This is a genomic window from Microbacterium cucumeris, assembly GCF_058349845.2.
On sequence record NZ_JBYRIZ020000001.1, the window covers coordinates 968,590 to 993,345 of the forward strand.

Below are 24,756 nucleotides of genomic sequence, written 5' to 3' on the forward strand. Positions count from 1 at the left end.
GAGACATGTGACCAGTGTGACGTATGTGGCGCGATGATGCCACTGTGACCGCGAACAGTCGACATTGGACCCGGGCGTGTCGCCAGATCTCAGCGAGCTCTCAGGCTCCGTACGAAGGCTCAGAGGTCGGCGTGCAGCGCCCAGACGCGCTCAGCCGAACTCGCCCAGGAGAAGGCGCGCGCCCGATCGCCGGCGAGCACGCGCAGCCGGGCACTGCCAGCCCCGACCGCGTCGACGACGGCATCCGCGATGTCGTCGTCGCCGACGACCATTCCGCCGTCGGCCACGACGTCGCGATGCACACCGCTGTCGACGACGACCACCGGCACGCCGAGCGCCATGGCGTCCACGGCGCGCCACGGCCAAGCCGTGACGGTGCTCGTCCCGACGAACGCCTCGGCACCGGCGAGGACAGACGCGCGCTCCTCCGGGTCGAGCGCGCCGCGCACGTGCACACGGCGGGCCGGCAGGCCCGCGGCCGAGGCGATCTCCACCAGCCGCGGTTCGGCCCCGTCCGGAGCGTCGATGACCACGGCATCCCGTTCCGCCGCGATCGCCGCGCGGAAGCCGGTCGCGAAAGACTCCCCGGCCCCTGCGATGACGATGTACGTCTCGGGCAGATCCAGCTCGGCCCGGCGCGCCGCGGCATCGCCCAGCACGACCAGGTCCGACGGCGGAGCTCCGGAGATCACCCGCACCCGGTCCCCGAAACGGGCGAAGTCCTCCAGACGCTCGGCGAAGGCATGCGACGGGACGACGATCGCATCGGCGTGCTTCGCCGCCCGGCGCAGCATCCCCCGATGCCAGCTGACCGCGGGCTTCGCCATGCCCTGCGGCGCCTCCCAGGCGTTCAGGTCCCACAGCGTGACCACGGTCTGGTCCGGATCGTGGACGCGATCGTGCTTGACGAGCGGCGCCATCAGGCTCGGCGAGTGGATCATGCCTCCCCCGACACCCGGAGCGATGCCCAATTGCCAGGAGGCCGCCAGTTCGCGCCGCTGCAGCGGGAGCGTCCGGACCTCGCCGATCCCTCGGATCTCCGGCTGCGAACCGGCAGGAACGATCGCGTCGACCGTGCATCCGGCGGGCGCCGTGTCGATGAGACCGTGCGTCAGATCCAGCGCCGCCCAGGCCGTGTCCGCCGCGACGACCTGCGCGAGCTGATCGAGGACGACACGCAGCTGAGCACTCATAACAGAAGCGTAGACGGCGCCCGCAGGATCCCCGGGACGCCCGGCCGAGCACCGATCAGCGGGCATCGCCGCGTCCGTGCTTGAATGCTCACGTGAGCGACGGACGACTCCCCCAGCGCCGCGGCCGATGGATCGGCTGGACCCTCGGCACGCTCGTCGTGCTGCTGCTGCTGGCGCTCGGCTGGGTGGGCGTGCGCGGCATCGGTGCCGCGAACGAGCTCCAGGCGGTGTCCGACAACGCGGAGGATCTCAAGGCGGCCGTCGCCGCGCGGGATCTCGAGCGCGCCGAACGGGTCGCCGACCGGATCGGCCACCACGCGTCGGTCGCGACGGAGCTCACGTCCGACCCCGTCTGGCGCGGGTTCGAGGTCGTCCCCTGGCTCGGCGCGAACTTCACGGCGGTGCGCGAGATCGCCGAGATCGCCGACAGCGTGGCGTCCGACGCCCTGACCCCGGTCCTGGATGCTGCCGGCGAGCTCGAGCTCGCCGGCCTCGGCATCACCGGCACCTCGATCGACCTGACCCCGTTCGCGGCCGTGCAGGAGCCGTTGGGCGCCGCCGATGAGACCCTCTCCGCCGCGCTCGCACAAGCCCGCGCGATCGACGCCGACGCGACGCTGCCGCCGCTGGCCGACGCCGTCGGGCAGGTCCGCGACGCCGTCGACGAGGCAGCGACCCTCGTGGGTGCTCTTCACGGCGCCTCGGTACTGCTGCCGAGCATGCTCGGCGCGGAGGGCCCGCGCTCCTATGTCGTCGCGATGCAGAACAACGCCGAGGTCCGCTCGTCCGGAGGGATCGTGGGCGCCGTGGCGCTGATCACCGCCGATCAGGGTCAGATCCGGATCGTGCGCAACGCCTCCACGACCGATTTCCCGCCGCTGGACGCTCCCCTGGAGGTCAGCGACTCCACTCTCGCCCTGTTCGAGCAGCAGCCGGGCCGCCACATCCAGAACATCACGAGCATCCCCCGCTTCCCCGAAGCCGCTCAGCTCATCGCGACCCGCTGGACCCAGCGGTTCGGGGGCACGGTGGACGGCGTCGTCACGGTCGACGCCGTCGTCGCCCAGCACCTCATCGAAGCCACCGGACCGGTCTCCTTCGGACCGTTCACCGCCGATACCGACAACGTCCTCAGCATCCTGCTCTCCGAGATCTACAGCGCCATCCCGGACCCACGCACCCAGGACGTCGTGTTCGCCCAGGCATCCAGCGCCCTGCTCGCGGCCGCCCTGTCCTCCGGTGATCCCCAGGCGCTGCTGGGCGCGCTGTCGACCTCCGCGGACGAAGGCCGGATCCGGATCTGGAGCGCACACGAGGACGAGCAGACCCGGCTCTCCGCCTCGATGCTGGGCGGCACCCTGCCGACGGACGACGACAGCGCCACCTGGGTCGGCGTCCTCCTCAACGACACCACGGGCGGGAAGATGGACTATTACGCCGACGCGCGGTTCACGGTCGCCACCGGCGTGTGCGCGGGCGAGCCGACCACGCGCCTGGCCGTCACCTGGACGAACGACGCGCCGGAGGATGCCGGGACCGCCCTCCCCGAGTACGTCACGGGCGGTGGCCGGTACGACGTCCCTCCCGGCGAGACGCGCACGCTCGTCGCGGTGTACGGACCGACGGGCGCGACGCCGGTGCGAATCGACCGCGACGGGTCCGAGGAGGACGTGCAGACCGCCGTGATCGACGGGCGGAGCGTCATCCAGCACTCGGTCCAGCTGGCTCCGGGAGAGTCCACTACGATCACCGTCGACTTCACCGGGGAGGGGGCCGGAGAACGGCTCACCGAAGTCGCTCACACCCCGCTCATCCATGCTCCGGAGATCACGCGCGAATCCATCGACTGCGGGTCGTGACATTCCGCAGCGCATGCGCTAGTGTGACCTCACTGGGGAATATCGGGCTCTGCCATCCTGCCGTGGGGGCAGGAAGGGTCCACGCAGTCGAGCGCAGGGGTGTGCTCGGGTGTGATTCCGCGTGTATCTCTCTGGGGGAGAATCATGCTGAAGAAGATGGCCGTCATCGGTCTGACCGCAGGTGCGCTCGTCCTGGCCGCACCGGCTGCTGCATCCGCCGCGTCCTTCGAGACGCCTCCGCCGCCGAACACGTATGCGGAAACGCCGCGCGTCTCGGTCGGCGATCCGATCATCACGCCCTGCGAGGCGTCGACGATCGCCTTCAGTGCCGGCTACTTCCTGCCCGGTGAGCGCGTCTCCGTCTCGGTCTCCGGACACAATGCCGGTGACGCCTCCATCTCAGGGAACACCGCGGCCGGAGACGGAAGCCTGGTGGTGTCGTTCCGCCCGCCGTCCGATGGCGAGGGAAGCTATTCGCTGTCATTCGCCGGGGGTGCGCACTCGGGTGGTGCCGGTCTCAGTGCCGCGTCGGGATCGCTGATCGCGACCGCAGCGCAGGACCGCGAGTACACCGCCACGGTCACGGTCGTGCAGGCCGGCGGAGTCGGGCCCAGCTGCGAGCAGGACCCGGGCGTCGCGCCATCCGGCACCGAGTTGCCGTTGACGGGATCGACGGATTCCGGCATGGAACTCGCGCTGACCGGCGGCTCGGCGTCGCCCTGGATCCTCGGGGGCGGAGCGGTCGCTCTCGCCGCCGGCGGCGTTCTCATCGCGGCGGGGGCCGCGCGCAGGCGCCGTTCCTGAGTCACGGTCGCTGCGCGCGGCGACTGTGGCTGGCCGGGCGACGACGGCCCCTCCCCCTCCGTCCGTCGTCGCCCAGTGCCGGACCCGATGGACCCGTGGAGCGTGGGGCTCCACGGGTCCATCGACCTGCCCGGATCCGAAGGCCCGCGCTTGATCCGCGGACCGGCGGTTCAGCGGATCGGACGCTCCAGGCGCTCAGGACGAGGGCGACGGCGTCTCGGTCGCGGGGTGGAGCGTCTCCTGGATCAGCTGACGGACGTATTCGAAGTCAGGATCGGTGTCGTCCACGCCGCCCTCGGGCGTCAGCTCGATGGTCGTCACGGGAAGCTCCTTGGCCTTCATCACCAGGTCGAAGAACTCCGGCAGCTTGTCCTGCGGAAGGTCGGTGTCCACGAGGGCCGTACCCGCTGAGGCGATCTCGTTGAACCGGGTCAGCACAGTCTGCGGCGTGAACTGCGCCAGGATGGCCTCCTGCAGCTGACGCTGACGCTTCATGCGGTCCCAGTCGTCCGTCGTGTAGCGGGATCGCGCATACCACTGCGCGGTGTCGCCGTTCATCTTCTGCTCGCCCGGCTCGATCCAGCCGATGGCCCAGTCCTCGGCGGGTTCTCCCTTGTACGACGGGCCGCCGCCCTTCGGCAGACGCTTCTCGACCGTGACCGTCACGCCTCCGAGAGCATCGATGAGATTCGCGAACCCGTTCATGTCGATGAACACGTAGTACGGGATCTCGATGCCGAGGATCCCCTCCGCGGCATCCTTGGTCGCCTCGATCCCGGGTTCGGAGCCGTTCGCCTCCGCCTCCGGGTACAGCTCCGTGCCGTCCCGGCACACCTCGACCTCGGTGCGCAGCTGGTTGATGCCGCTGCCCCAGCCGCAGGTGCTGTCGTTGTGACTGGAGTGCCCGTCCGGGTACAGATCGCGCATCGGCCCTTCGGCGAACGGGAAGCCGGGCATGTCGCGCGGGATGCCGGTGATCGTGACGGCTCCGGTGTCGGCGTTCACCGAGACCACGGAGATGCTGTCGTAGCGCATCGAGTCGCGCCCCTCTCCGCTGTCCGCGCCGAGGAGCAGGATGTTGTAGTAGCCGTCGCTGGGCGGCAGGCTCGGGCCGCTCTGCGTGAAGATCGACCCCAGCGTGTCCCGTCCCGAGCCCACCACGGTCGCGGCGTAGCCGGTTCCCGCCCCCACGAGGCCCAGGATCACGAGCGCCGCGACCGGGATGCCGAACCGCGACAGGGTCGAGACGCGCACCAGGCGCACGAGTCGCAGGGTGTCGATCGCGAGTACGATCCACAGCACGAGGTAGCCGACCAGGGCGACCTGGACGAGCGTGAGGACGATGGCGGAGAGCCACCCGGCGCCCACGGTCAGCCACAGGAACGTCGGCCTCGCGAACAGCGCCAGCCCCACGGCCACGAGCACGGCGAGCCAGCCGATCAGCGTCGCGCCCAGCGCGAAGCGTCCCAGACGGCGGTTGCCGGCCAGCACCTGGGCGGACCCGGGGACGAGGACGTTCATGACGACGAGCCACCAGCCGCGGCGCGCCATGAATCCCGGATCGTCCACGTCCGGATGCCGCATCGGACGCGTCTCGATAACCGGTCGTGCCCCGATCCCGGCGCGGGGCGCGGCGATGGTCACAGCGAGTCCTTCAGCCGCTGGTTCTTCTCCGCCACCTGCCCCTCCAGCGTGCGGGCGTACTCCTCGATGCGGTCGGCGATCTCGGCATCCGACGCCCCGATGATCCGGGCGGCCAGGATGCCGGCGTTGCGCGCGCCGCCGATCGACACCGTGGCGACCGGGATGCCGGCCGGCATCTGCACGATCGACAGCAACGAGTCCATGCCGTCCAGGTAGGCCAGCGGCACGGGCACGCCGACCACCGGCAGCGCCGTCATGGAGGCCAGCATTCCCGGCAGGTGCGCGGCGCCGCCCGCGCCGGCGATGATGACGCGGATGCCGCGACCGCGCGCCTCGCGCGCGTACTGCACGAGCTTGTCCGGCGTCCGATGCGCCGAGACGACCTCGACCTCGTGCGGGATGCCGAAGTCGGTCAGCGCCTGGGAGGCGTCGCTCATCACGCGCCAGTCGGAATCGGAACCCATCACGACGCCGACGAGGGGCACGGCAGAGGAATGCAGCGGCTCAGTCACTCACCCAGGGTACGGTCTGCCCCTGCCGATCGCCTGAACGGCGCGCGCCCGCTCAGCGGAAGTGATCCGCGGCCGCGCGCGCCACGAACACGGCGTCGTCGAGATCCTCCCCCGTGGCGTTCACGTGCCCCACCTTCCGGCCGGGGCGCGGCGCCTTGCCGTAGGTGTGGATCTTGGCGGAGGGCTGATCGGCCATGGCATCGGCGAAGCGCGCCTCGATCGTGCCCTCGGCCGGCCCGCCCAGGATGTTGATCATCACCGACCACGGCGCACGGGGTGAGGCGTCCCCGAGCGGCAGGTCGGCCACGGCGCGCAGATGCTGTTCGAACTGCGAGGTCACCGCTCCGTCCTGGCTCCAATGCCCGCTGTTGTGCGGACGCATGGCCAGCTCGTTGACGAGGATGCGCTCGTCGACCGTCTCGAACAGTTCCACCGCGAGCATCCCGGTGACGCCGAGCCCCTCCGCGATCATGCGGCCGATGCCCTCGGCGACCTGCGCCAGGCGGGTCGTGGCATTCGGCGCCGGTGCGAAGACCTCGGCGCACACGCCGTCCCGTTGCACGGTCTCCACGACGGGATAGGCGACCATGTCCCCGCTGGGGCGGCGGGCGATCTGCTGCGCCAGCTCCCGGACGAACGAGACCAGCTCCTCCACGAGGAGCGCGCCGCCGTCCTCGAGCGCGGCGAACCAGTCCGCGGCCTCGGCCGCGTCCGACACCACTCGGACGCCCTTGCCGTCGTATCCGCCGCGCGGCGTCTTCACGACGCCCCGGCCACCGTGCTCGTCGAGGAACGCCTGCAGCTCCGCGGTGGTCGACACCGCCGCCCAGTCCGGCTGCGGCACGCCGAGCTCGGCGAGGCGAGCGCGCATGTCCAGCTTGTCCTGGGCGTAGCGGAGCGCGTCGGGGCCGGGATGCACGGCGACGCCGTCGTCGACGAGCGCGCGCAGCACCTCCTGCGGCACATGCTCGTGGTCGAACGTGACGACGTCGACGTCGGCCACGAAGCCGCGGACGGTCTCGAGGTCGCGGTAGTCGCCCACCGCCGTGGCGGCGAGCTGCGCGGACATCCCCTCGTCCTCCGCCAGCACCCGCAGGTCGAGGCCCAGCTCGACCGCGGGAGCGATCATCATCCGGGCCAGCTGGCCTCCGCCGATCACACCCACACGCAACGCCATTCGCGCACTCCGTTCGTCGGAGACCATTCTTCCGCATCCGCGCCCGCACGCGGCATCCGGCGTCAGGCGGTCGGGCCGGTGTCGGACGCCGATTGGGCGTCGCGGTGCGCGAGGATCTGGTTCACCTCGATCTGGTCGACGAGCGTCTCGTGCACGAGCGTGACGTTCGGCACGTTCACCAGCCGCAGCGGTGCATCGACGCCGTTCGAGAGCGAGATGGTCCCGGCTCCCCACAGTCGCTGCAGGATGCCGCGGCGCACCGCGATCGTGTACCCGCGCACGTGGGTCATCTCGCGACGATGACGCGCGCCGAGCCCGGACTTCGCGATCACCCGGCGAGTGGTGATGACGTACGTCCGCGAGAGCCAGACGAGGAACGGGATCACGACGCCGAGCAGCAGCACGAGGCCGGCCGCCGTCAGCAGCATCCAGTTCTCGAAGCCGTCGGGCAGGTTGTCGTAGAAGTACGCCGTGGCACCGAAGACGGCGATCAGCAGCAACGCGCACCAGAACAGCCGTCGCGCCTGGCTGCGGAACCGGGCGATCAGCAGCTCTTCACTGGGCGCGCCGGGCGGCGGCATCATTGGCCGTCCTCCGAGCGTCACCGGCTGGGTCATGCTTCCATTGTGACCGAGGGCGCGGACATCCCGGGTCTCCGGACGGCGTGTCAGCGCGAGAGCGGCCTCACGCCAGCCGGGCGTGCACGACGTCTCCGGCGGCGACGGCATGCCGAACGCCGTCGGCGTCAACGAGGAGGCGTCCGTCGCTGTCGAGAGCCTCGGCCGTGCCGCGCAGTTGCGTGCCGTCCGGAAGCGAGACGTCCACGACGCGCCCCAGGCTCAGGCAGCGCTTCTCGGCCTCCGGACGCAGGCCAGAGGCATCCGCGCCGCCGGCCGCGGCCAGTTCGGATACCCGCCGGCCCAGGCCCGCGACGAAATCAGCGGCGATCCGGTCGATGTCGGCCTGCGCGTCGAGCGCCGCGAACGAGGTCGCGGTGGGAACGGGCAGCTGATCGGCCGCCATGGCGGTGTTGACCCCCGCACCGACGATCACGGCGCCGTGCGCGGCCTCGGCGAGGATGCCGCAGATCTTGCGACCGTCCACGAGGACGTCGTTCGGCCACTTCACGCCCACCTCGTGCCCGGGCAGCTGCCGTGCCACGGCATCCGCCATCGCGACGCCAGCGGCGAGCGGGATCCACCCGAGCGCGTCCGGCTCCGGAAGGTCGCGCAGCAGGACCGAGACCGCGAGCGCCGAGCCCGCCGGCGTGGTCCAGGTGCGGTCGAGGCGCCCTCGGCCCGCGGTCTGGTCCGTGGTCAGCAGCACGGTGCGGTGCGGAGCGCCGGCGGCCTGCGCGCGCAGCTGGGCATTGGTCGACGGCGACTGCTCGACGACCTCGAGCCGGGCCGCGACCGTGCGCGTGCGCGCGAAGGGGTCCATCAGTCGTCCCCGTCCTTCGCTTCCTCGTCGTCGTCGTCCTCCTGCTCGGACACGGAGCCGATCTCCGCCGCCCGCCAGTCGTCCCACAGGCCCATCAGCCGCTCGATGGCCGCATGGAACTTCGCGGTCGCGACCCCGGGGGACGTGTCGCCGAAGTAGTGCTGAACCCACATGCGCAGCTTCTTGATCGCGTCCTCATCGGCCCGGACGCGCTCGACCTCGGAGACGATGTCGTAGGAGCCGTCGACGGTCAGCCACTCGCAGTCCGACAGGTATCCCTTGGTGTCGATCGAGGCGCGCTCATCCGCCGGACGCGTGATGAGCAGCGGCTTGCCGGCGGCCAGCCGGTCGTAGACCATCGCCGAGATGTCCACGATCGCGACATCGGCCGCAGCGAGCTGCCAGCCCAGCTCCGGTCCGTCGTCGTAGATGTGATGCGCACCGCGGTCCTCGGCGTTCGCGGCCTCGATGGCCGCCAGGATGCGCCGGTGCGCGGCCCCGTAGGCGTCGTCCACGACACCGCTGCGCGGATGCGGACGGTAGATCACGCGATGAGTGCCTGTGGCGAGCAGCTTCTTCACGAGCGTCTCGCCGTGCGTCGCGATCGACCCGTAGTGAGCGCTCGGCCGGTCGCCCTCCCAGGTCGGCGCGTACAGCACGACCGTGCGCTCGTCGGGCGTGTACGGCAGGCTGCCCGAGTAGTGGTCGGCCTGAGGCCGGCCGATCTCGATCGTGCGACGGTCGATGTCGTAGTCCCACAGCGTCCGGCTGAGGCGGTCGCGCGCGGCCTGCCCGGCCACCAGCGCGTAGTCGTACGCCTTGTACTGGTTCGTCGTCATGTACATCTTGTCGGACTCGCCGTGGTTGATGAACACGTGCCAGCGCCGCCCGTAGCGGAACATCTGGAAGTTGCGCGTGTTCTGGTTCACGTAGAGCACGACCCGGATGTCCTGCGTGGCGATGAAGCGCTCGAGGTCGCGCACCTTCGGCACGAACGCGACGGGAGGGGCGTCCTCGTCGAGGAGCTTCTCGGCCCCGGTCGCACTGCGCGAGAGCACGACGACGGGCCAGAGTTTCGACAGCTCCGCGAGCGGGCGGTACCACTGCCGCATCTGGTACATGTTCACCGCGCCGTCGGCGAAGTACACCGCGATCCGATAGTGCTCGAGCGGGTGCGGCGGCAGCACCGCGAGGCGGCGGCGGACGCGCTGCACCGACTTCCGCGACGCCAGCGCGCGCCGGAGCAGCCGGTACGCCTTCTTCCCATCGGACACGACACTCACCTGTCAAGAGTACCCAGGCACCCCGCCCCGCCTCATGACATGATCGGGGGGTGCACGACAACGAAACGACAACACCTCGTCCCGGTGTCACGTTCGTCATGCCCGTGCTGAACGAGCGCGCGTACCTCGCGCACGCCGTGGAATCGGTCCTGTCGCAGCAGCTTCCCGGCGAGGCAGAACTCGTCCTCGCCCTCGGACCGTCCACCGACGGCACGACCGAGCTGGCGCGCGAGCTGGCCGCGGCCGACGACCGCATCCGCCTCGTCGACAACCCGGCCGCTGACATCCCGGTCGGTCTCAACGCTGCGATCCGCGCCGGGCGCTATGACACCGTCGTGCGCGTGGATGCGCACTCCGAGCTCTCCCCCGGTTACGCCGCCCGCGCCCTCGCGACGCTGGAGCGGACCGGAGCGGCCAACGTCGGCGGCGTCATGCACGCCGAGGGTCGCACCCCGTTCCAGAAGGCGGCCGCGTGGGCGTACAACTCGCCGATCGGCCTCGGCGGCGGCGCCTATCACGGCGGTGCGCGCGAGGGCGAGGCGGAATCGGCCTATCTCGGCGTCATGCGCCGCAGCGTGCTTGAGGAGGTCGGGCTCTTCGACGAGTCGATCCGCCGCGGCGAGGACTGGGAGCTCAATCTGCGCATCCGGCAGGCCGGGCACACGGTGTGGTTCGACCCGGCGCTGTCGGTGACCTACTGGCCGCGCGAGAGCTGGGTGCGGCTGGCCCGGCAGTTCCGCGCCACCGGGGCCTGGCGCGGCGAGCTGGTGCGCCGCTACGGCCGGCGCAATGGTCTGCGGTTCTTCGCTCCCCCCGCGCTGGTTCTGAACGTCGCCGTCGCCCTCGTCGTCGCGGTGCTGCAGCTGACCGGCGTGCTCTCCGGGATCGGGTCGCTCGTCGCCGCAGTGGTCTACCTCCCGCTCGTCGCGTATGCGCTGCTCGTCGTCGCGATGGCGCTCACTCCCGGGCGTAGTATCCGGGAGCGATGGTGGACTCTGGCCGTCCTTCCCACCATGCACCTCTCCTGGGGATGGGGATTCCTGGGCGGCGTCCTGCGCGGTGCCCACGACACGGTGGACGCCTCGCGACTGGGCACGCGCAACACGCCGCTGCCGTGAGCGCGCTCAGGCCTCGACGAAACCGAGGTCCAGGATGCGGGACACGACGCGCTCGGCCGCACGCCCGTCATCGAGTGCGTTGAACTGCCGGCGCCACGCCTCGTACTTCTCGGCGAAGGCGGTCGAGGCGGACGGATCGGCAAGAGCGGCGACGAGCTCCTCCTGCGTGCGCAGCAGCGGACCGGGCGCCCGCTCCGCCAGATCGAAGTAGAAGCCCCGCAGGCGACCCCGGTAGTGCTCCAGATCCGGCACCAGGAAGTACATGGGCCGCCGAGTGACGCTGAAGTCGAACATCACGGAGGAGTAGTCCGTGATCAGGGCATCCGCGATGAGCAGCAGCTCGGCGGTCTGCGGATATCCGGTCACATCGATCACCCTGGCGCCGTCCTGATCGCGCCCGGGGCGCAGGGTGCGCGAGTGCCCGCGCACCAGCACCACGGCATCCGCCTCTCGCGCGAGCTGCTCGGGATCCACGAAGTCGACGATCTCGGCCCGGTCGTCCCGCCACGTCGGTGCGTACAGCAGCACCCGTTCCTCCGGACCGATCCCCAGCGCCGCGCGCACGGCGGCGGCGTCACCATTCACCAGCACGTCGTCGCGCGGATAGCCGTCCACCCAGATCGGCTTGCCGAAGAAGGCGTAGGCCTTGGCGAGGATCCGCTCGGAGTAGCGGTTCTGCGCCAGCAGGACGTCCCAGCGGCGGGATTCCTTGACGACAGCGGCCATGCGGCGCGGGTCGAACCCGGGCCGGTGCAGCGCCAGACGTTTGAGCGGCGTGCCGTGCCAGGTCTGCAGCACCCGCTGACCATCCTTGCGGGAGAACCGCCGGCGGAGCCAGTCGTTGACGACGAGCAGCCGCGCTGCGGCCCGTGCACGCCACCACTCCGGGCTTCCCTCGACGACGGCGACCGCCCCCTCCGGCACGGCCACCGACAGATCCGTCACGCTCCAATAGCGCACGACTCCCGGCGCTCGGGTGGCGAGCTCGCGGTCGATGGCACGAGGATTGCAGCCCGCGCTCTGCCCGTAGAAGCTCTCGAAGAACACCGCGTTCTCGGATCCGCCCGGTTGCGCGACGTAGCGCTCCTCGAGCGTGCGCTGGCCTTCTGCGGAGAGGTGCACGGCTTCCAGCGGCGGATCGATCCGCACCGTCGCCCCGTGGACTGCCACGCCGAGTCCCGCGAGCAGCTGACGCTCGACGGCGACCCCCGAGAGGTCGACACCCTCGATGAGCAGCGTGTACTCCCCGGACGGCAGGGGCAGCTCGGAGCCGCCGAAACGCGCCGCACGGAGGGGGAAGGTCGCCTTCCACGTCTTGCCCCGCCCGGTGAGCACGGCGCTCACGCGAGCGCGCGGCCCCTCCAGGACGGCTCCGGTCGGGCGCGCGCCGTCCCCGGCCACGATGAGCGCCTCACGCTGCCCGTCGATCACGGCGGTCGTCATGGGAGAGCTCCTTCAGCGTTCGGCGCGGTCGCACCGCGCACGGGGTCGGCGGCGGTTCGGCGCGCCGTCGTCGGTCCGGGAACGCCGCGCGCACGGATGGCGCGGTAGACCCGGTCGGTGTTGCGACCGTCCCGGTGGGCGTGCATCCGGGCGCTGAGCGCGGCGGATCGGGCCGAGGCCTCGGAGAAGGCGCTCTCGTCGCCGAGCAGCGCATCCAGCCGGGCCAGGACCCCGCCCCAGTCCGTGGCCTCGTCGCCGCCGGTGACCTCGTCCAGGCGCCCGTAAAAGCCGCGGGTCCTGGCGTATTCGGCGGCGTCGGGCACGAGGTGGACGACCGGCATGGCCAGCAGACCCACGTCGTAGGCGAGCGAGGAGTAGTCGGTCACGAGCACGTCGATCGCCGGCAGCGCGCCGGTGACGTCCGCGAGCACGGCGGAGCCCAGCATCCGCACCCGCCTCGACGGCAGCGGCGACGCGTAGGAACCTTCGCCGAGAGGATGCGAGCGCACCAGGAGCACGGCGTCGCGCCTTTCCAGCAGCGCGATGATCCGCGTCCACTCCGCGGCCGACGGGACCGCCGGGTCCACGGCCCCGTCCCGCCAGGTCGGCGCGTACAGGATCGTCCGAGCCCCCTCCGGCAGGCCGGGCACGGCCCGGGCGAGGATCCCGGACGCCGTGACGCGGCGCTCCTCCGGGGCACCTGCCGAGAGCACGTCGACCCGGGGCTCGCCGGTCACGACCACACGTTCATCCCCGAGGCCGAAGGCGGATTCGAGTCGCCCGCGCGCCCGATCGGATGCGGCAGGCAGGACGTCGATGCGCTGCGCCGCGGCGCGGTAGAGGAGCCCGATGATCCGGCTCAGCAGTCCCGCGCCCGGGATCGCGGGCACCTGCGTCGTGGCCGGGGAGTCCAGTCCGATCCGCTTCAAGGGGATGCCGTGCCAGAGCTGCACCGTGAACGCTCCCCCGCCGCCGTAGCGGTTGACGTCTCCGAATCCGTGCGTCACGACCAGCACGCCCGCGCGGGCGGTCGTCCACCATCCGCGAAGAGTCTGCTTGCGGATCGTGCGGATGCCGAGGGCGCGAGCGTCCGCGTCCTCGCGGGCGGATCCGGTCAGCCAGACGGTGTCGTGCCCGGCATCCGACGCCACCCGCCACAGGGCGAGCGCCCCGTCGCCGATGCCGACGCCGCAGCCGAACACCCAGCGCGATCCTCGCGGGATCAGGAGTGCGGCGAGGCGTCCCGCGGCGTACAGCGGGATGCGCAGGAGCTTCGCCGCATTGCCGGTGCCGAAAGAGAAGGACGCCACCCCGCGAGCCTATCGCGCGGGGTGGCGTCCTTCGTGTGAGCCGGGCGGTGCATCGGAGCGGAACGCGCCGCCCGGTGCGTCAGAGCGCGAGCTCGCCGAGCTCGACCTCGATCTCGTACGTCTTGCCGTCGCGGACGTAGGTGAGCGTCGCGGTGCTGCCCGCCGCCGCCGCGCGGACCTGAGCGGTCAGATCGCTCGCGCTGGAGATGGGAGCGCCGTTGAACTCGGTGACGATGTCACCCTCGCGGAGGTCGGCGCCCTGCGCCGCGCCTCCGTCGGTGACGGCGGCGATGTAAGCACCCGCGATGTCGGCGTCCGCGGCTCCCGCCGCGTCGCTGACCGAGGCGCCGAGCAGCCCGTGCGTGGCCTCGCCGTTCTCGATGAGCTCGTCGGCGATGCGCTCGGCGACGTTCGACGGGATGGCGAAGCCGACACCGATCGATCCGGACTCCTCGGAGCTGGACGCCGTGGCGATCGCCACGTTGATGCCGATGAGCTTGCCCTCGCCGTCCACGAGCGCGCCACCGGAGTTGCCGGGGTTGATGGCGGCATCCGTCTGGATCACCGCGATCGAGATCGACTCGCTCGCCGTGGCCTGCTGCTGCTCGAGGCCCGGGATGTCGAACTGGAACGGGCCGCCCTGCTCGCCCTCTCCCTCACCCTCGGGGGTGTCCTGCTCGGCACTGTCCGGCAGTGCGGACGAGGCGATCTCGATGCTGCGGTTCAGCGACGAGATGATGCCGGTCGTGACCGAGTTGGCGAGCCCGAGGGGCGCGCCGACGGCGACGGCCGTCGCGCCGACGTTCAGCTCGGACGAGTCGGCGAACTCGATCGGGGTGAGCCCCTCGGCGTCGGTGAGCTTGATGACGGCGAGGTCGTAGATCGGGTCGGTGCCGACGATCGTGGCCGCGTAGATGTGTCCGTCCGACGTGGTCACGCGGATCGTCGGGTCCGCTGCGGCTCCGCCGAGGGTGACGACGTGGGTGTTGGTGAGGACGTAGCCGTCCTCGCTGAGGATCACGCCCGATCCGCTCCCGGACTCGCTCGAACCCGCGACCTCGATCGTGACGACCGACGGCAGGACCTTGGATGCTACCGCCGTGGCCTCGTTGACGTCGTCCGGGTTGTTCACCGTGACGGTGCCCGGGCCCTCGGCCGAGCTGCTGACAGGCTGCTGCCACATCGTGGATCCGAGGTAGCTGCCGCCGAGGCCGGCGGCACCGCCGACGAGGGCCGCCGCGACGATGACCGCCGCGACCTTGCCGGCGCCGAAGGGCTTGCGCTCCTTGGTCGAGATCGGCGTCACGGGAGCCGCCTCGCCGATCGGCGAGGTGGCGTCGGCATCGCCGGAGACCGGCGCTGCGTGCGCGGAACCGGCCGCGTGCGCACCGGGGTGCGCACCGACGCCGAACGCCGCGCCCGTGGGGGTCTGCGAGGGGATCGGCGGGACGAATCCGCCGGAGGTCTGTGCGCCGTGCGCGGGTGCCGCGGGCTGCTGCGTCGTGGAGGCCGGGGACGCGAACGTCTGCGGAACCTCATGCCCGGCGGGCGCCGTCGTCGCCGAGGCCGCCGCGGCATCGTCCGCGGTGTTCGGCGTGCGGCCGGGGGTGGGTGCGTTCTCTTCGCTCATATCTGCTCCTTCAACGAGGTGCTTTCAGACTGCCCGCCGATTCTGTGCGTTCCTTATGGCTGAGGTGAGTGTCGGTTATGCCCTTAGCCTGTTCTGCATGAGAGACATTCCCGGAGCCTGGCGCCGCACGGCCGCAGGAGCAGGGCTGCTCTCGCCGTCCGGCGAGGTCGCCCCCACCATCTTCGCAGAGATGTCCGCGGCGGCGGTCAGAACCGGGGCGATCAACCTCGGCCAGGGATTCCCCGATGAGGACGGTCCAGCCGAGGTCCTTGAGGCCGCCCGTGAGGCGATCGCCTCCGGTGCGAACCAGTATCCGCCCGGGCGGGGCATCCCGGATCTGCTCCAGGCGATCAGCGAGCACCAGCGCCGGTTCTACGGTCTGGAGGTCGACCCCGAGCGGGAGGTCATCGTGACGGCGGGCGCCACCGAGGCACTGGCGGCGACCCTGCTGGCGCTGATCGGATCCGCCGACGACGAGGTCGTCGTGTTCGAGCCCTACTACGACTCGTACGCCGCGGCCGTCGCCCTGGCGGGCGCGCGGCTGCGGACCGTGCCGCTGCGCCTTCCGGGCTTCCAGCCCGACCTGGACGCGCTCGCGGATGCCGTCACCGACCGGACCCGGATCATCCTGGTGAACGATCCGCACAACCCGACCGGTGCGGTGTTCTCGGCCGAGGTCCAGTCCGAGATCGTACGCTTCGCGAACGCGCACGACGCGATCATCGTCACCGACGAGGTGTACGAGCACCTCGTGTTCGACGGCGAGCACCGCCCCATCGCGTCGCTGCCGGGAGCCGCCGACCGGACCCTGACGATCTCGTCCGCGGGAAAGACCTTCTCCGCGACGGGGTGGAAGATCGGCTGGATGCACGGCCCCGCGGATCTCATCACCGCTGTGCTGACCGTGAAGCAGTACCTCACGTATGTGAACGGCTCGCCGTTCCAGCCGGCCGTGGCGGTGGGACTGCGTCTGCCCCAGTCGTTCTTCACCGACGCGGCCGAGGTCATGCGGGACAAGCACGCGCTGCTCGCCCGCGGGCTCGGGGCCGCCGGGTTCTCGGTCATCGCACCGCAGGGCGGCTACTTCACCGTGGCCGACGCGACCGCGCTCGGCGGTGCGGACACCGCCGACTTCTGCCGCAGACTCCCCGACCGTGCCGGGGTCGTCGCGATTCCGCTGAGTGCGTTCGTCAGCCGGACGCATGCCGACGACTACGCAGGACTGGTGCGCTTCGCGGCGTGCAAGCGCACCGATGTGCTCGAGGAGGCCATGCGCCGGCTCGCGGCGGCCTTCTGAGCCGGGCCGGCATCGCGGGACTCAGCGCGGGACGACCCCGTAGCGGCGCAGGCTCAGGACCGGGTTCACGGCTCGCACGCGTTCGATCTCCGCGCGTCCAAGGTCCGCGACGGCGAGACCCTCGGTGCTGGCGAGACCCGCCAGCACGACGCCCTGGGGGTCGATGATCTGCGAGCGTCCGACGCCGATCGGCGCCGGGTGGTCGGCGGCGACCACGTAGGCCGTGCTCTCGATCGCACGCGCGGCGAGCAGCGTGGTCCAGTGGTGTTCCTTGAGGGGACCGCGCACCCATTCGGCGGGAACGACGAGGACGTCCGCCTCGGCGTCCACGAGCGTGCGCGCCACTTCCGGGAAGCGCAGGTCGTAGCAGGTCATGAGCCCGAAGCGGAGGCCGCCGACCTCGAACGTCTCCGCAGCGCCCAGCGGCCCCGGCTCGATCCACTCCGACTCGGTCTGCCCGAACGCGTCGTACAGGTGCTGCTTGCGGTAGGTGGCAATGACCCCGTCGCCGTCGACGGCCACGAGGGTGTTGCGGACGCGCTCCCCCGCGGCCTCGACGAGGCCCGCGACGATGACGACGCCGTGAGCGGATGCCGAGGATCGCAGCGCGCACACGAAGTCGCCGTCGAGGCCTTCGGCGTTCTCGGACAGTGTGGCGTCCATCGGATCGACGAAGTAGCTCGAGTATTCGGGGAACACCACCACGGATGCTCCGCGTGCTGCGGCCTCGGCCGTCTGCTCGGCGACGCGCGCGCGGTTGTCTGCGCGGTCGGCGGTCGGGGCGAACTGGCACACGGCGACGGGGACGCTGGACATGCCCCCATCCTCGCGCATTCCCGCCCCGATGTGACGCCGCCCAGAATCCGTGCTAAGCTTACTTCTTGTGCCGCGGGGTGGAGCAGTTCGGTAGCTCGCCGGGCTCATAACCCGGAGGTCGCAGGTTCAAATCCTGTCCCCGCAACAAGAAAACGACGAAATCCCGGTCCGAAAGGGCCGGGATTTCGTCGTTCTGTCGTCGGATGCAGTGCGAGCGACGCCGTCCCGCGGCTCAGATCGCGTCCCCCGCACCAGAGAACAGGCGCCGGCTTTCAGAGCTGCTCGAGGATCGGCACGGCCCCGACGAACACGGCGAGTGCCAACGCGATGAACGCATGGCCCCTCGCGCGCGAGCGCACGAGCGCGATCACGGCGAGGACGACCGCGACCGCGCCGAGCGCGGTCCACAGCGGCATCACCACCGCGAGCAGCTCGGCCTGGAGCCCATCGGGCCTGACCTCGCCGCTCGTGATCCGGTTGACCACGACGAGCGTGATCCACAGCGCGATCGCCGCGCCGGTCGCGGCGTACGACCACAGCGCAGCGCGCGAGACGTTCCGCCGGTGCGCCTTCTCGCGTTCTTCCGCCCGGGGACGCGGATCCATTGCCATGCCCCGATCCTGTCACCGCCGATCGGTGGCCTGCAATCCGGTCGGCGTGCGGCAGAGGCGATGGACCGCCGCCCTGCTTGCAGACCGCGTTTCGACTCGGTCGGCTTCGCCGCCCTCGCTCAACGAACGGGGAAGAGGACCGCCCCGCCGCCGATCGGAAATGGAACGCGCCCTCGCTCTACAAACGGGGAAGACGAACGGAGGAAGACCAACGGAGACGGCGAGGGCGCCCCGAAGGGCGCCCTCTGAACCGTCCGGGTCACTCTCCCCCGGTCTCCTGAGCCTCGAGCTCCAGCAGGCGGTTCACGGCCTCGGTGAGCCGGTCGTCGGCCTCGGCGAACGCCGTGAGGTCTCCGGCCTTCAGCGCGGCGTCGCGATCCATCATGGCCTGCTGCGCGTCCGCGAGGGCGGTGGCCCAGGCATCCGCGTCGGTTCCGTCACCCGGGGTCTCTCCGGTGTCCGGATCGGTCGGCTCGGTCGGCTCACCGGTCTCGGGGTCGACCGGATCGACCTCCTCGTCACCGCCGTCTGCGCCGGCGTCACCGCCGAACAGGGAGTCGAGAGCATCCGTGAGCGTGTCCTCGAACGCGACCTCGTCGCCGAAGGCCACCAGCACCTTGCGCAGCAGCGGCAGCTGTGTGCCGCTGGACGACTGGACGTACACGGGCTGGACGTACAGGAAGCCGCCGCCGACCGGCAGGGTCAGCAGGTTGCCGTACTGCACCTCGGACTCACCCTGCTGCAGCAGGTTGAGCTCGCGCACGATGTCCGCGTTGGAGTTGAACGTGTTCTGCACCTGTCCGGGTCCCGGCACCGTCGTGTCGGTGTCGATCTCCAGCATGCGTAGCTTTCCGTAGCTGTCGCTCTTGACTCCTGCTTCGGCTCCGGCATCCGAGTCGACCGCCAGATATCCCATCAGCACGTTGCGCTCCGCGGCTCCCTGTGACGCGGGGATGAAGGTCGAGAACATCGAGAACGCGGCCTCCTCCTGTCCGGGCATCTTCATCGTGAGGTAGTACGGGGGCTGCAGCTGCTCGGCGTTGCGCGGGTCGTTCGGAGTCTGCCAGCGGTTGTCCTGCTGGGCGAACGAGTTCGCGTCGTCGACGTGGTAGACGCCGAGGATGTTGCGCTGCACCTTGAAGAGGTCCGTCGGGTAGCGCACGTGGCTCATGAGCTCGCCGGACATCTCGCTGATCGGCTCGACCGTGGCCGGATAGATCTTCTGCCAGGCCTTGAGGATCGGGTCCTCGTCGTCCCAGGCGTACAGCGTCACCGATCCGTCGTACGCGTCGACGGTGGCCTTGACCGAGTTGCGGATGTAGTTGATGTCGTCGAACGTCAGGCTGGGCGCCGGGTTGTTCGAGTCCGCGATCGCCTCCCCCAGGCTGACAGCCGTGGAGTAGGGGTAGGTGGCGCTCGTGGTGTAGCCGTCCACGATCCAGACGATGCGGCCGTCCACCACGCTGGGGTAGGGGTCGCTGTCGACGGTCAGGTAGGGCGCCACCTTCTGGACGCGGGTCGCGGGGTCGCGGTCGTACAGGATCTGCGACTCCCCGTTGACCAGGTCGGAGAAGAGAATCTCCGCCTCCTGGAACTTCAGCGCGTAGAGCAGCTTGTTGAATGTGTTGCCCACACGCGGTCCGCCGTCGCCCGAGAAGGTCGTCTTGGTCTCGTTGGCGCCGTCCTCACCGCGCGGGTAGTCGATCTCGACCGGGTCGGTGCCCTCGGGCGCTCCGACGATCGAGTACTCCGGGGAGTACTCGCCGAAGTAGACGCGCGGTTCGAAGTTCTCGCGGTCGGTGAGGAAGCCCGAGGACGGGATGCCGCTCTCGAGGAACACCGGCTCGCCGTCCGCGGTGCGCTGGTTGCCCGCGGCCGCGACGAGGCCGTAGCCGTGCGTGTAGACGGCGGTGCGGTTGTTCCAGTTGTTGCCGTCGCCGAGCTGGTTCATGTTCAGCTCGCGGACCGCCGCGACAGTGTCCTGCGAGACGCCGTCGATCTCGTATCGGTCAACGTCGAGCGTGTCCGTGAACTGGTAGTAGCCGCGGTACTGCTGCAGCTGCTGCACGGTCGGGCTGATGATGCCGGGGTCGACGATGCGGATGGATGCCGTGGTCTCGGCGTCCTCGCGCAGCTGACCGGCTTCGACGTCGGTGACCGCCTCGAACGACGTGGTCTCGAGGTCGGCGATGTCGTAGGCGGCCTTGGTGCCGTCGATGTTGCGCTGGTAGTACTCCGCCTGCAGGCTGTTCTGGTTCGGCCGCACCTGGAAGGTGTCGACGACCCACGGGTACCCGACGCCCACGACGAGGGACGCCACGATGAGCAGCGCGGTCGCCGCGAGCGGGAAGCGCCAGCGGCCGATGACCGCAGTGACGAAGAACAGCAGCGCGACGATGATCGCGAGGATCGACAGGATCGCGAGGCCGGGGATGGTGGCGTTCACGCTGGTGTACGCGGCACCGGTGATGCGGTCCTCCTCGGAGACCAGCGTCTTGTAGCGGTCCAGCCACAGGCTGGCGGCCTGCACGAGCAGGTAGAGACCCGCGAGCACGGCGAGCTGGATGCGCGCCGGCTTCGAGATGCGCAGCTCGCGCTGACCGATCTGCACCGATCCGTACAGGTACGACACCAGCGCCGTGACGAGCAGGCACAGCAGGAGCACGGCCGAGACGAAGGCGAGCAGGATCGAGTAGAACGGCATCGCGAACAGGTAGAACCCGGTGTCCATGCCGAACGCCTTCTCGACCGTGTCGGTCGCCGAGCCGTTCATCCACAGCAGGACCGTCTGCCAGTTGCCGGCCGCGGCGAAGCCGGCGAACAGGCCGAAGAAGATGGGCATGCCCCACATGGCCAGGCGCCGCAGCGGCTCGATGACCTCCTGGTAGCGATCCAGCTGCGAGCTCAGCCGCACGTACACCGGGCGCAGCCGGTAGGCGAGCTGGATGACGACGAACAGCGGGACCGCCATCCCGAGGAACCCGACGACGAACATGATCGCCGCCGCCAGCCACTGCGTCGTCAGCACGTTCGCGAAGTCCAGTTGGTCGAACCAGAGGAACTCCGTGTAGAGCGAGGCGAAGACGAAGAATGCCGCGACGAGCGCGGCGATGATCGCCAGCGTGATGGCGACGATTCGTCGAGAGGTGCGGGGCGTGGCCGGTGTCGGCGCTGAGGTCGTGGTCACCATTCCATCCTAGGCATGATGCCTGGGATGCGGCTCAGGTGTCCGCTCAGCGCGGAACGCGGTTCACGGGGCGGCCGAGACCGGCGCGTCGCAGGTCGGCAGGTCGCTCAGGTCGCCGCCTTCGGCGATGGTGTCGAGGATGCCGATGGACTCGTCCAGCGTGGACGTGGAGAACACCTGCAGTCCGTCGGGGACATGTCCGGAGACCTCGTCGCAGTTCGACGCCGGGGCGAGGAAGAAGTCCGCTCCGGCATCCCGCGCGCCGTACAGCTTCTGCCGGATGCCGCCGATGGGTCCGACGGTGCCGTCGGCCTCGATCGTGCCGGTGCCGGCGATGTTCTCCCCGCCGTTGAGCTCGCCGGGAGTGAGCATGTCGACGATGCCGAGCGCGAACATCATCCCGGCGCTCGGTCCGCCGACATCGTCCAGCTGGATGGTGACGTCGATTGGGAAGTCGTACTCGGTCGTCAGGGTGATCCCGATCAACCAGGTCTCCACGCCGTCGGTCGTGGTCTTCTGCGGGGTCAGCTCGACCTCGGTCTGCTCCCCCCAGCGCTGCACTGTCAGCGAGATCGGGTCGCCGCCGGCATCCTGGATCGCCTCGCGCAGCTGCGCGCCGGACTCCACCGCCGTGCCGTCGATCGCGAGGATGACGTCCCCGGGCTGCAGGACCCCGGCGGCGGCGCCGTCGTCGAGGACCTCGACGACCTCGACCTGCGCGCCGGTGTCGTAACCGAGCTCCCCCAGGGCCGCGGCGGTCGCCTCGTGCTGCGAGTCGACCATCAGCACGGCGTTGCGCTCGTCGCGCTGCTCGGTCGTCACCCCCTCGGGGAACACGCTCTCGATCGGCACCACGGCGCGCGACGAGTCCATCCAGGCCAGCGCGAGCTCGAACCAGCTCGGGGTGCGCTGCCGGTTGCCGACGACCTGCACCGTGGTCAGATCGAGCGTCCCGGCGGTCTCGAACGTCTCGGCGCCCGAGATCTCGATCAGCGGCACCTCCTCGCCGTCGGCGTCCTCCGCGGTGCCGAGGGTGTCGTACACCGGCCCCGGTCGCTGGATCACGTAGGGGGTGGGGAGGAAGGTGAGCACGACGAGGGCGATGAGGGCGACGATCAGCGCCCAGACGCCCAGCCCGAGTCGTCGGGGCCGGGTCTGACTCACAGGGGTACCTCCGTCGTTCGCGAGTGGCGTACAGCGATCTGCGAACAGTCGGGTCCTGCGCAGGATGCTGCAACTAGCGTAGAGGCCACAGGCTTCAGGCGCGCTGAGAGGGCGATCGACATGGCAGACAACGACCCGAACCCGGAGGACTTCCAGGAGTTCATCCGCCGGATGATGTCGAACGGCGGGGCCGACTTCGACCTCGACGCGCTGCGGAACGCGCTCGGCGGTGCCGACGGCATCGCCCTCGACCCGGCGATGATGTCGCAGCTGATGTCCCAACTCCAGGGCGCCTTCGGCGGCGATCCATGGGAGAACGCTCTGCGCCGGGCGCTGCACATCGCCAACCGGGACGGCCTCGGCATCACGGACGGCTCGCGCACCTCGCTCGCGGACGCCTTCGGCCTGGCGAACCTGTGGCTGGGCGAGGCGACGACGATCTCGGAGCTCGCGGACGCGCCCCGCGTGCTCACCCGGGGCGAGTGGGTCGAGGAGACCCTTCCCGTCTGGAAGGAGATCGCCGACCCCGTCTCGACGAGCATCGCGGATGCTCTGACCAGCGCGCTGGACACGCAGGTGCCCGAGGAGATGCGCCAGGTCGTCCAGGGCGCCGGGCGTCTGATGCGGGGGCTCGGCAGCTCGGTGTTCGCGGCCCAGTTCGGACAGGTGCTCGGCAACCTCTCGCTCGAGGTCGTCTCGGGCGGCGACGTCGGCATCCCCGTGCTCCCCGCGGGCACCGCCGCGATCATCCCGCAGAACCTCACGGCGTTCGGCGAGGGCTTGGAGATCCCTGAGGACCAGATCGCGCTGTACCTGGCGACGCGCGAGCTCGCATACGCGCGTCTCTACCGGCACGCGAAGTGGCTGCACCTGCACGTGATGAGCCAAATCACCGACTTCGCCCGCGGTGTCACGGTCGACGTCGACGCCCTCGAGGACGTCGCGAGCCGGCTCGACCCGTCCGACCCGGAGGAGCTGCGCGCCGCGATCGAGGGCGGCGCACTGCTGCCCGCTCAGACGGAGGCGCAGCGCGAGTCGCTCGCGCGGCTGGAGAACATCATCGCGATGATCGACGGCTGGGTGGACGTCGTGACCGCCGAGGCCACGTCGCGCCTTCCCGACGGCCTGCGCATCGCCGAGGCCGCCCGACGCCGTCGCGCGGTCGGCGGACCCGCCGAAGACGCCCTGGGTGCCCTGGTCGGCCTGAAGCTGCGCCCCCGCCGTCTGCGCGAGGCGGCAGCGATGTGGCGCGCCGTCACCGACGCCGTCGGCGTCGCCGCCCGCGACGCACTGTGGGACTACCCCGACCTCATGCCGGATGCCGCGGACATCGACGACCCGTCTGCGCTGATCGCCCGGTTGCAGGCGTCGGCACGCGGAGAGGAGCCGCCCGCCGACGAATTCGATGAGGCGCTGGCGCGACTGCTGGACGGCGACGACTTCAGCTCGACCGAGGGCGAGATCGGGACCGATGCAGCGACCGGCGGCGGGGCGGAGGATCGACCGTCCACGGAGCGGCCGTCGAAGGACGACGGCGAGGGCACGGGACACGGAGAGACGCCGGTCTGAGCACCCGCTCTGCACAGGGGCTGACGGCTGCGGAGTTCTCCACGGATCCGTCCTCAGAGCCCACGGGCGTCGCCCCGGCGATGAGAATCGGTGCATGCCGCGTTCGTCCGCCGTCCTCACGAGGATCGCTCCCGAGTTCGCCCCGCTGTGGCGCGATGGGGAGACGCTGCAGTTCGGCGTACCCGGGGACGTCCGCGTCCGCGCCGACGAACCCTGGGTGGAGCGGCTCGTCTCCCGCCTGTGCACGGGCATCCCTCTGAACTCGTTCGACGTGGTCGCGCACGCGCTCGGCGCTCCGCGGCTCGACGCGCGAGCGCTGCTGGACGCGCTCCGTCCGGTGCTGCGGACCGAGGATCCCCCGCCGCCGACCGTGTGGACGGAGAGCGTCAACATCTCGGACTCGCGCGTGGGCGTGCGGATGCTGGAGGCCCTCGCGGACTTCGGCGTCGCGGAGGCGAGCCGCCGGGATCCTGCCGCTGTCGGCGTCGTGCTCGTCCATGGCGCCGCCGCTGCCGCGCAGCTCAACCCCTACCTGCGCGAGGACATCGCCCATCTGCCGGTGTCGTTCGACGCCGCCGGGGTCAGCGCAGGCCCTCTCGTGGTCCCCGGGCGGACACCGTGCCTGGCGTGCCGCGACGGCCACGATCGCGACCGCGATCCCGCGTGGCCGCTGCTGCACTGCCAGCTGGTGGGACGCGA

Annotated in this window: 19 protein-coding genes and 1 tRNA gene; 6 read left to right on the plus strand and 14 right to left on the minus strand. The window is 70.7% G+C overall.

Features of this window, described 5'->3' with window-relative positions; genetic code table 11:
- Nucleotides 1-119: 119 nt before the first annotated feature.
- Entirely contained in the window at nt 120-1,193 is a 1,074-nt protein-coding gene (locus tag AC3RXZ_RS04800; protein WP_491493309.1) for a glycosyltransferase, read from the minus strand.
- A 92-nt stretch (nt 1,194-1,285) separates the two neighbouring features.
- On the opposite strand from AC3RXZ_RS04800, the gene AC3RXZ_RS04805 reads away from it, so the two are divergent.
- Nucleotides 1,286-3,052: a DUF4012 domain-containing protein gene (locus tag AC3RXZ_RS04805; protein WP_491493310.1), complete on the plus strand. Its 1,767-nt coding sequence runs from the start codon at nt 1,286-1,288 to the stop codon at nt 3,050-3,052.
- A gap of 144 nt (nt 3,053-3,196) precedes the next feature.
- Nucleotides 3,197-3,856 carry a hypothetical protein gene (locus AC3RXZ_RS04810; protein ID WP_243224824.1) on the plus strand — a complete coding sequence of 220 codons (660 nt, stop codon included), beginning with the start codon at nt 3,197-3,199 and terminating at the stop codon, nt 3,854-3,856.
- A 195-nt stretch (nt 3,857-4,051) separates the two neighbouring features.
- Here the strand turns inward: AC3RXZ_RS04810 and AC3RXZ_RS04815 are convergent, their stop codons facing one another.
- From AC3RXZ_RS04815 to AC3RXZ_RS04840, 6 genes are all read right to left on the minus strand, one after another.
- Nucleotides 4,052-5,500: an LCP family protein gene (locus AC3RXZ_RS04815; protein WP_491493311.1), complete on the minus strand. Its 1,449-nt coding sequence runs from the start codon at nt 5,498-5,500 to the stop codon at nt 4,052-4,054.
- Complete coding sequence (gene purE / locus AC3RXZ_RS04820) at nt 5,497-5,964, minus strand: 5-(carboxyamino)imidazole ribonucleotide mutase (RefSeq protein ID WP_243226155.1); 468 nt, start codon at nt 5,962-5,964, stop codon at nt 5,497-5,499. Before purE ends, AC3RXZ_RS04815 begins: the two co-directional genes overlap by 4 nt.
- 100 nt (nt 5,965-6,064) lie before the next feature.
- A complete protein-coding gene (locus tag AC3RXZ_RS04825; protein ID WP_283818067.1) occupies nt 6,065-7,216 on the minus strand; it encodes a 5-(carboxyamino)imidazole ribonucleotide synthase in 1,152 nt (383 codons plus the stop codon).
- A gap of 35 nt (nt 7,217-7,251) precedes the next feature.
- Nucleotides 7,252-7,806 carry a PH domain-containing protein gene (locus tag AC3RXZ_RS04830; protein ID WP_243224821.1) on the minus strand — a complete coding sequence of 185 codons (555 nt, stop codon included), beginning with the start codon at nt 7,804-7,806 and terminating at the stop codon, nt 7,252-7,254.
- Between the two features lie 67 nt (nt 7,807-7,873).
- Complete coding sequence (locus AC3RXZ_RS04835; protein ID WP_491493312.1) at nt 7,874-8,629, minus strand: biotin--[acetyl-CoA-carboxylase] ligase; 756 nt, start codon at nt 8,627-8,629, stop codon at nt 7,874-7,876.
- On the minus strand, nt 8,629-9,912 hold the full coding sequence (locus AC3RXZ_RS04840) for a CDP-glycerol glycerophosphotransferase family protein (RefSeq protein ID WP_243224819.1): 1,284 nt from the start codon (nt 9,910-9,912) through the stop codon (nt 8,629-8,631). Before AC3RXZ_RS04840 ends, AC3RXZ_RS04835 begins: the two co-directional genes overlap by 1 nt.
- Before the next feature lie 50 nt (nt 9,913-9,962).
- On the opposite strand from AC3RXZ_RS04840, the gene AC3RXZ_RS04845 reads away from it, so the two are divergent.
- A complete protein-coding gene (locus AC3RXZ_RS04845) occupies nt 9,963-11,030 on the plus strand; it encodes a glycosyltransferase family 2 protein (RefSeq protein WP_491493313.1) in 1,068 nt (355 codons plus the stop codon).
- A 6-nt stretch (nt 11,031-11,036) separates the two neighbouring features.
- Here the strand turns inward: AC3RXZ_RS04845 and AC3RXZ_RS04850 are convergent, their stop codons facing one another.
- From AC3RXZ_RS04850 to AC3RXZ_RS04860, 3 genes are all read right to left on the minus strand, one after another.
- Entirely contained in the window at nt 11,037-12,473 is a 1,437-nt protein-coding gene (locus tag AC3RXZ_RS04850; RefSeq protein WP_243224818.1) for a CDP-glycerol glycerophosphotransferase family protein, read from the minus strand.
- On the minus strand, nt 12,470-13,783 hold the full coding sequence (locus AC3RXZ_RS04855) for a CDP-glycerol glycerophosphotransferase family protein (protein ID WP_243224817.1): 1,314 nt from the start codon (nt 13,781-13,783) through the stop codon (nt 12,470-12,472). Before AC3RXZ_RS04855 ends, AC3RXZ_RS04850 begins: the two co-directional genes overlap by 4 nt.
- Nucleotides 13,784-13,862: 79 nt before the next feature.
- A complete protein-coding gene (locus AC3RXZ_RS04860) occupies nt 13,863-15,413 on the minus strand; it encodes a S1C family serine protease (protein ID WP_243224816.1) in 1,551 nt (516 codons plus the stop codon).
- Nucleotides 15,414-15,510: 97 nt separating this feature from the next.
- Here AC3RXZ_RS04860 and AC3RXZ_RS04865 point away from each other — a divergent pair, with 97 nt between their 5' ends.
- Nucleotides 15,511-16,710 carry an aminotransferase class I/II-fold pyridoxal phosphate-dependent enzyme gene (locus tag AC3RXZ_RS04865; RefSeq protein ID WP_491493314.1) on the plus strand — a complete coding sequence of 400 codons (1,200 nt, stop codon included), beginning with the start codon at nt 15,511-15,513 and terminating at the stop codon, nt 16,708-16,710.
- Between the two features lie 21 nt (nt 16,711-16,731).
- On the opposite strand, the gene AC3RXZ_RS04870 is transcribed toward AC3RXZ_RS04865, so the two are convergent.
- The gene (locus tag AC3RXZ_RS04870) at nt 16,732-17,526 is read right to left on the minus strand and encodes a carbon-nitrogen hydrolase family protein (RefSeq protein WP_491493315.1); all 795 of its coding nucleotides are present in this window, start codon (nt 17,524-17,526) and stop codon (nt 16,732-16,734) included.
- 71 nt (nt 17,527-17,597) lie between these two features.
- Between AC3RXZ_RS04870 and AC3RXZ_RS04875 the strand changes: the two genes are divergently transcribed.
- Nucleotides 17,598-17,671: transfer RNA gene (locus AC3RXZ_RS04875), tRNA-Met, on the plus strand.
- Between the two features lie 127 nt (nt 17,672-17,798).
- Here AC3RXZ_RS04875 and AC3RXZ_RS04880 read toward each other — a convergent pair.
- The 3 genes from AC3RXZ_RS04880 to AC3RXZ_RS04890 all read right to left on the minus strand — a co-directional run bounded on the left by AC3RXZ_RS04880 (nt 17,799) and on the right by AC3RXZ_RS04890 (nt 22,488).
- The gene (locus AC3RXZ_RS04880) at nt 17,799-18,137 is read right to left on the minus strand and encodes a hypothetical protein (protein WP_491493316.1); all 339 of its coding nucleotides are present in this window, start codon (nt 18,135-18,137) and stop codon (nt 17,799-17,801) included.
- A 259-nt stretch (nt 18,138-18,396) separates the two neighbouring features.
- Nucleotides 18,397-21,327, minus strand: a complete 2,931-nt coding sequence (locus tag AC3RXZ_RS04885) for a UPF0182 family membrane protein (protein ID WP_491493317.1) — start codon at nt 21,325-21,327, stop codon at nt 18,397-18,399.
- A 60-nt stretch (nt 21,328-21,387) separates the two neighbouring features.
- Complete coding sequence (locus AC3RXZ_RS04890; RefSeq protein ID WP_243224811.1) at nt 21,388-22,488, minus strand: YlbL family protein; 1,101 nt, start codon at nt 22,486-22,488, stop codon at nt 21,388-21,390.
- A gap of 120 nt (nt 22,489-22,608) precedes the next feature.
- Here AC3RXZ_RS04890 and AC3RXZ_RS04895 point away from each other — a divergent pair, with 120 nt between their 5' ends.
- On the plus strand, nt 22,609-24,057 hold the full coding sequence (locus AC3RXZ_RS04895; protein WP_243224810.1) for a zinc-dependent metalloprotease: 1,449 nt from the start codon (nt 22,609-22,611) through the stop codon (nt 24,055-24,057).
- The last annotated feature ends 699 nt before the right edge of the window (nt 24,058-24,756 follow it).